8 protein-coding genes are annotated in these 6110 nt (G+C 37.3%); 1 reads left to right on the top strand and 7 read right to left on the bottom strand.

Annotation, left to right across the window (positions count from 1 at the left end; translation table 11 throughout):
* A partial coding sequence (tnpA, locus tag FYJ25_RS11510) for an IS200/IS605 family transposase (protein ID WP_154581350.1) occupies positions 1-262 on the top strand: 262 nt, incomplete at its 5' end.
* A 200-nt stretch (positions 263-462) separates the two neighbouring features.
* Here the strand turns inward: tnpA and rbr are convergent.
* The 7 genes from rbr to FYJ25_RS11475 form a co-directional block, all read right to left on the bottom strand.
* Entirely contained in the window at positions 463-1005 is a 543-nt protein-coding gene (gene rbr, locus FYJ25_RS11505) for a rubrerythrin (RefSeq protein ID WP_021907763.1), read from the bottom strand.
* 216 nt (positions 1006-1221) lie between these two features.
* Positions 1222-1419, bottom strand: coding sequence for a hypothetical protein (locus FYJ25_RS11500; protein ID WP_096239421.1), 198 nt, complete (start codon positions 1417-1419; stop codon positions 1222-1224).
* Between the two features lie 12 nt (positions 1420-1431).
* Positions 1432-2754 carry a replication-associated recombination protein A gene (locus FYJ25_RS11495; protein WP_096239420.1) on the bottom strand — a complete coding sequence of 441 codons (1323 nt, stop codon included), beginning with the start codon at positions 2752-2754 and terminating at the stop codon, positions 1432-1434.
* An 87-nt stretch (positions 2755-2841) separates the two neighbouring features.
* Complete coding sequence (gene cobC, locus FYJ25_RS11490; RefSeq protein ID WP_167513822.1) at positions 2842-3480, bottom strand: alpha-ribazole phosphatase; 639 nt, start codon at positions 3478-3480, stop codon at positions 2842-2844.
* 107 nt (positions 3481-3587) lie between these two features.
* Positions 3588-3788 (bottom strand): cold-shock protein, encoded by a 201-nt coding sequence (locus FYJ25_RS11485; RefSeq protein ID WP_021907760.1) that lies wholly within the window; start codon positions 3786-3788, stop codon positions 3588-3590.
* Between the two features lie 137 nt (positions 3789-3925).
* Entirely contained in the window at positions 3926-5062 is a 1137-nt protein-coding gene (gene ytvI / locus FYJ25_RS11480; RefSeq protein WP_154581348.1) for a sporulation integral membrane protein YtvI, read from the bottom strand.
* Between the two features lie 126 nt (positions 5063-5188).
* The gene (locus tag FYJ25_RS11475; RefSeq protein WP_021907758.1) at positions 5189-6091 is read right to left on the bottom strand and encodes a DUF5688 family protein; all 903 of its coding nucleotides are present in this window, start codon (positions 6089-6091) and stop codon (positions 5189-5191) included.
* Positions 6092-6110 lie beyond the last annotated feature (19 nt).

Here is a 6110-nt window from a genome sequence, read left to right as displayed (position 1 = left end):
TTATGGCTACGAAATTATTGCTATAGAAACCGACAAAGATCATATACATTTCTTATTAAGTTACGATACAACAGATAAAGTTTGCGATATTGTCAAAATTGTAAAGCAAGAAACAACGTATTATTTATGGCACAAATATAGTTCGCTTCTATCTAAACAGTATTGGAAAAAGAAGATATTTGGGTCAGACGGATATTTTTCTTGTAGCATTGGAGAAATATCTTCAACCACTATACAAAAATATATTGAGAATCAGGGTTAACGACTAAAGATTTACAAGGCTCCTCCCACCACCTAAAGGTAGTGGGTTTCCGCCTATGGCAAACAAAAGGATTTTATTTATGAAAATTTCCAGATTTGTGGATTTAAGATGGTCAAAAAAAAAGAAACCATGCCCTATCCCATCTGCTCTTTAGTCGCAGATGGGATAGGGCATGGTTTCTTTTTTCGTCTATATAAAATCTAGAAATTCTCTGCTTTAATCTGGAAATAAGACTGTGGATGATCACATACCGGACATACATCTGGTGCTTTCTTTCCAACACAGATATGTCCACAGTTTGCACACTGCCAAATCGTATCACCATCTCTGGAGAAAACAATTTCTTTCTTTACATTATCAAGAAGTTTTAAATATCTTGCTTCATGTTCCTTTTCAATGGCGCCAACACCTTCGAACTTCTCCGCAATATCATCAAAACCTTCTTCTCTTGCTTCTTTTGCAAAAGTTGCATACATATCTGTCCACTCATAGTTCTCACCTTCTGCTGCTGCCTGAAGATTCTCAATTGTAGAGCGGATTGCTCCTCCTTCAAGGAGTTTAAACCACATCTTTGCATGTTCTTTCTCATTATTAGCTGTTTCTTCAAAAATATTTGCAATCTGAACATATCCTTCTTTTTTTGCCTTACTTGCAAAATAAGAATACTTGTTTCTTGCCTGAGATTCTCCTGCAAAAGCTGTCATTAAATTCTGTTCTGTTTTTGTTCCTTTTAATTCTGGCATAATAAACCCCTTTCTTATATTAAATCATATTTATTAATCCCATTATTACATGATGTCACGAATTACTCTGTAGATAACGCTACTCCCGTAATTCTGAAACATTATATTATAGTAACTCATAAAAGATATAACTACCGCTAAATTAATAACAGTAACTTTCACTTTGACAATGTTTATATAATATCTTATTAATAAATAATTGTCAAGAAGAAATGATTATTTTTTCTCGTTTTTATCTTTTACGATTCGATAGATAAACATATATGCATAAATCAATAACGGTAACGCAAGCATCGTAAACAAAGATGCCATAAAATATGGACTCCCCGTAATCGCACAATATAATGTAACAAAAACCATCGCGATCAAAAAGATTACTATCAACAATGCTGCTATTCTTTTTACTTTTTTCATAACAATTCTTTTTTAACGATCCTCTCTTAAATGTTTTAAGTACTCTTTTATATGATTCTCATAACCATTTTCTGTAGGAATATAAAATCGTTCCTCTTTTACCTCATCTGGAAGATACTGTTGTTTTACATAGTTTTCCGGATAATCATGCGCATATTTATAACCAATTCCATGTCCTAATTTTTTTGCTCCTCCGTAATGAGCATCTCTTAAATACGGAGGAACCTGCCCTGTATTCTGGCTCCGTACCATAGATAACGCCTTATCTACCGCCATGATACACGCATTACTTTTTGGTGCACTTGCCACATAGGCTGCCGCCTGCGACAACAAAATTCTAGCTTCCGGCATACCAATCCTCTCGACTCCCTGAGAAGCTGCTACTGCAACTACTAACGCCTGCGGATCTGCATTGCCCACATCTTCTGAGGCGCATATCATGATTCTCCGGGCAATAAACTTTGGATCTTCGCCTGCATCAAGCATGCGTGCCAGATAAAACACAGCTGCATCCGGATCTGTTCCTCTCATACTTTTTATAAATGCAGAAATTGTATCGTAATGATTATCGCCATCCCTGTCATAGTTCACTGCTTTTCTTTGAATACATTCTTCCGCTGCTGTCAAGTCAATTAATGTCCTTCCATTCTCATCCGGCTCTGTAGTCAATATACCAAGCTCTACTGCATTAAGCGCTCTTCTTGCATCTCCCCCTGCCATCTGCGCAATAAACTGTGCTGCTTCCTCTGTGATTTCCGCACCATATGCTCCCATCCCTCTTTCATTATCTTCCACTGCAGTTTTCACTAATTTACAAATATCTTTCTGTGACAATGGTTCCAGATGAAAAATCTGGGAACGGGAAAGCAGGGCGCTATTCACTTCAAAATACGGATTCTCTGTTGTTGCTCCAATCAAAATGACCGTACCATCTTCCACAAACGGCAACAGATAATCCTGCTGTGCCTTATTAAAACGATGAATCTCGTCAATAAACAATATCGTTTTCTTACCATACATACCAAATGCATCTTTAGCCTGAGATACTGCCTGTTCCATATCCTTCTTACCCGAAGTAGTTGCATTCATCTGCACAAAATCTGCACTCGTCGTATTCGCGATTACTTTTGCTAATGTTGTCTTTCCTGTTCCAGGAGGACCATAAAAAATCAGCGAGCTAATCTTATCCGCCTTGATCGCACGATATAAAAGTTTATCTTTTCCTATAATATGCTGCTGTCCTACAACTTCATCAAGATTTTTAGGACGCATTCTCACCGCAAGAGGCGATTCTTCCTTTTTCCTCTGCATACTCATATATTCAAATAAGTCCATTCTTTTGCCTCTGTTTATTTATTTCCTTCCTTGTTGTCTTCTCTAGTTACACAATCACTTGTCCTGTCTCTGCTTTTTCTACCCTTGTTATTTCACACTTTTTACGGATGCCGGTTCTCCTTCAACCAAAATGCTTGCATTTAACTTTCGTATAATTGCATAGCCATCTTCCAGATCAACTACACTATAACATCCCTGTTCAAATACAAAGTTCCAGTATCCATCCAGCGGCAGCTTCAGCATCGCCGCCAAAAGATGTCCAAGTGTCCCCTTATGTGCCACAATAAGCATCTTTTCTCCCTTAGATTCTCTTCCTGACGGAATGTCCCTTAAAAAATCTTCTGCCCTGCTACGCACATCTGCAAAGCTTTCTCCTTTTGGAATCCTGTATGTAGAAAATTCTTCGTTCCAGGCATCCAACTCTTTTGGATAGGTATTCTGGATTTCTTTATAAGTCATCCCCTCAAATATACCAAAATCCTGTTCCATAAGGCGTCGATCACCAAAGATCTCCTGCTCTCGCTCTTCCATCACAATCTGTGCTGTATTATATGCACGAACTAATGGACTTGCTACTATATAATCAAAAGAAACTTCTTTTAAGATTTCTTTTAAATATCTTGCCTGGGAAATCCCTTTTTCAGAAAGAACGGCATCTGTTCTTCCATAATAACACCCCTTCGCATTCAGTGCTGTTTCTCCATGTCGAATCAAATAAAGTCTCATTATCATTTCCTCAAGTTTCTATTTTATATTCATCTTCTATTCTTTGTTTATTATACAAAAAAAGCCGTTGCAAATCAATTACTGCAACGGCATCATCCCATGTATTTTTAAAGCCTCACAACATTCGAAGCCTGCGGTCCTTTCTCTCCCTGAACAATATCAAACTCTACCTCATTCCCTTCTTCTAATGATTTAAAGCCTGGCATATTCAGTCCTGTATAATGTACAAAGATATCTTTGCCACTCTCATCCTGTATAAACCCATACCCCTTCTGATTGTTAAACCACTTCACTCTTCCCTTAAACATCGGAATACCTCCATTATCAAACTACCTGCCTTCTCCCGGTCAGGATAGCATTATTTTAGCACAATGCTAGATACAAGTCAATATATTTTCAGATAATTATAATTATTCTACATAATTATCTGATTTTTTATCATATTTTACATTTTTCGAGTAATATTATCTTCACAATGTCTGTATTCATACAACAGTCTGTTCATCCTCTGAATCTTTCGGTCAAATAATCCCAGTTTATATAATGTGATAATAACAACCCCCATAAGTAACGCCAGAATCATTCCCTTCATCCCGTCCAACTTATACCCACTGTAAATTAATACAAGCGTCGTCATTGAATCTAGCCCCATGCTATCAGCTATCATCTTTGGCTGCAGGAACTGCCTTGCAACCAGGCATACAACATATAAAATAATAAGGAACATCGCCTGACGATAATCTCTTTGCAAAAAACAGATAAGAGTCCATGGTATCAATATCGTTCCCGTCCCTAAAATAGGCAGCAGGTCCACAATGGAAATTACTAACGCAAGTAAAAGCGCATATGGGTTACCAATAATTAAAAATCCTATCAGTAAAATCACAAAAACAATACACATTATTTTAACCTGCGCTACGAAAAATCCACCCAGAGCAGCAAAAACTTTATCCTTAATATCCCTTGCCGTCTGTCCAATATCTTCCGGAACTACCTTCCAGAAAAATTCCCCCAGTCTCTCTCTATCCGCAATAAAAAAATATGCTGAAATAATCATCACAATCGTTCCGATAAATCCATTCGTCAGATCTGCCGCTGCTGTTCCCATCATCTCCACTCCTTTTGGAGCAAACTTATTAATCACTCCGCCCATCTGGCTAAGAAGATTATTAAAAAAGACCTGTATCTGATTACCAAAATCAGCCGAAATTGGAGAAACTATATCTGTAAGGTTCTTACTCAACAGCTTTATGGTCGTCTTCACATATCCATAATATGCCGGCGCTCCAGAAAAAAGTTCCATTAACTCCCTTCCAAGCTTCGTTATCGCAATATATCCTAACCCTGCAATCAGCACCAAAACCAAAATAATAATTACAGCCGAAGACCACTTTTTATTCAGCTTAATATGCTTTTCCAGGAAATTACATAACGGTGTGGCTAGTAACGCCAATATCCAACTGGCTACAAATGGCCAGAAAAACCCCATCAACTTTGGAATTCCAAAAATCAAAATCATTGCCATACCAAAAAACACAAGCAATTCCATAATAATATTCAACAATATCTTCCATTTCTTCACTTTGATGTCACCTGCTCTCTAAACAAAATAAATGTAACTACAAGTATAGCACAGCCCTTTATATTTTCAACCAGATGCTTTCATCAACAGAATTTTGAAAGACTTGCACAAATATATTATGAAATTCTACACAATTCTCTTTTCCTCTGTAACTGGTACAATCTGATTCTTTTCTCTATTATAATAATATACAGAATCTGATAATATATCTCCTAGGGCAACTACTGTTCTATTTGCATCCTCTACCATAGTAAAAAGATCTGATGGATTATCAATTCTATCTGACGGCACCAGAATCACTTCATGGATACTGCTCGGCAGAATATAAAAATCTGTCTTCTTTTTCAAGGCAAATGTCTGCAATACATCATCATATAACAGTACAGAAGCCCCATTCACTTCCTGTCTGTTCGTCATAATATACATAGGGATCGCCGAACGATCCATTGGCATACAAACCCCTGCTCTCTGAATCATCTCATCCATATCCACCATCTGTGCCGGAAATAATCTCGGTGTATTCTCTCTTGCCGCTAACAAAAGCTCGTTCATAGAAATCCCCCACGCTTCCATCTCCTGATTCGTTACAAGCGCTGTAGAAATCCCTATATCATCACTATGTGCCACCCAGCGAAATGTCAGCGCGAGATCATACAACTTTAAATAAGGACAATCTTCTAAAATCTCTTCATTCTTCTTATAATTCACAAGCCGATAAATAATTCTGTCCTTTACATACTCAAACTTCTCCAACTTAAAATGATAATCCGCAACTCGTGAAATCTTCCATTCATATTCTTCTCGAATTCTGCGAATAATCTCTTCCAGACTCTCCCCTTTTAAATAATAACTATAATACTCATCCAGATAGATTGCCGGAGAAACATTCATCTCCTTACTCTTAATATACAGTCCTCTTAACTGTACCCCATTGTTCTTCGTTACCATAGCAACATCTAATTCCACATCACTTTTCCAGCCTTCTAAAATATGCTCCTCTATGTATTCCTGAAACATGTCAAATGTCATCTTTATTCCTCACTTTCCA

The sequence above is a fragment of the Anaerobutyricum soehngenii genome (assembly GCF_009697165.1).
GTDB classification, from domain to species: domain Bacteria; phylum Bacillota; class Clostridia; order Lachnospirales; family Lachnospiraceae; genus Anaerobutyricum; species Anaerobutyricum soehngenii.
Note: the sequence above shows the minus strand (reverse complement) of the source record. Positions and strands in the feature narration are given on the sequence as shown.

Excerpts from the sequence above, each read along its gene's own strand:
- cobC (WP_167513822.1), bottom strand. The coding sequence starts at position 3,480 with ATGAGACTTTATTTGATTCGACATGGAGAAACAGCACTGAATGCGAAG.
- FYJ25_RS11475 (WP_021907758.1), bottom strand. The coding sequence starts at position 6,091 with ATGACATTTGACATGTTTCAGGAATACATAGAGGAGCATATTTTAGAA.
- rbr (WP_021907763.1), bottom strand. The coding sequence starts at position 1,005 with ATGCCAGAATTAAAAGGAACAAAAACAGAACAGAATTTAATGACAGCT.
- FYJ25_RS11485 (WP_021907760.1), bottom strand. The coding sequence starts at position 3,788 with ATGTTTAAGGGAAGAGTGAAGTGGTTTAACAATCAGAAGGGGTATGGG.
- FYJ25_RS11500 (WP_096239421.1), bottom strand. The coding sequence starts at position 1,419 with ATGAAAAAAGTAAAAAGAATAGCAGCATTGTTGATAGTAATCTTTTTG.
- FYJ25_RS11495 (WP_096239420.1), bottom strand. The coding sequence starts at position 2,754 with ATGGACTTATTTGAATATATGAGTATGCAGAGGAAAAAGGAAGAATCG.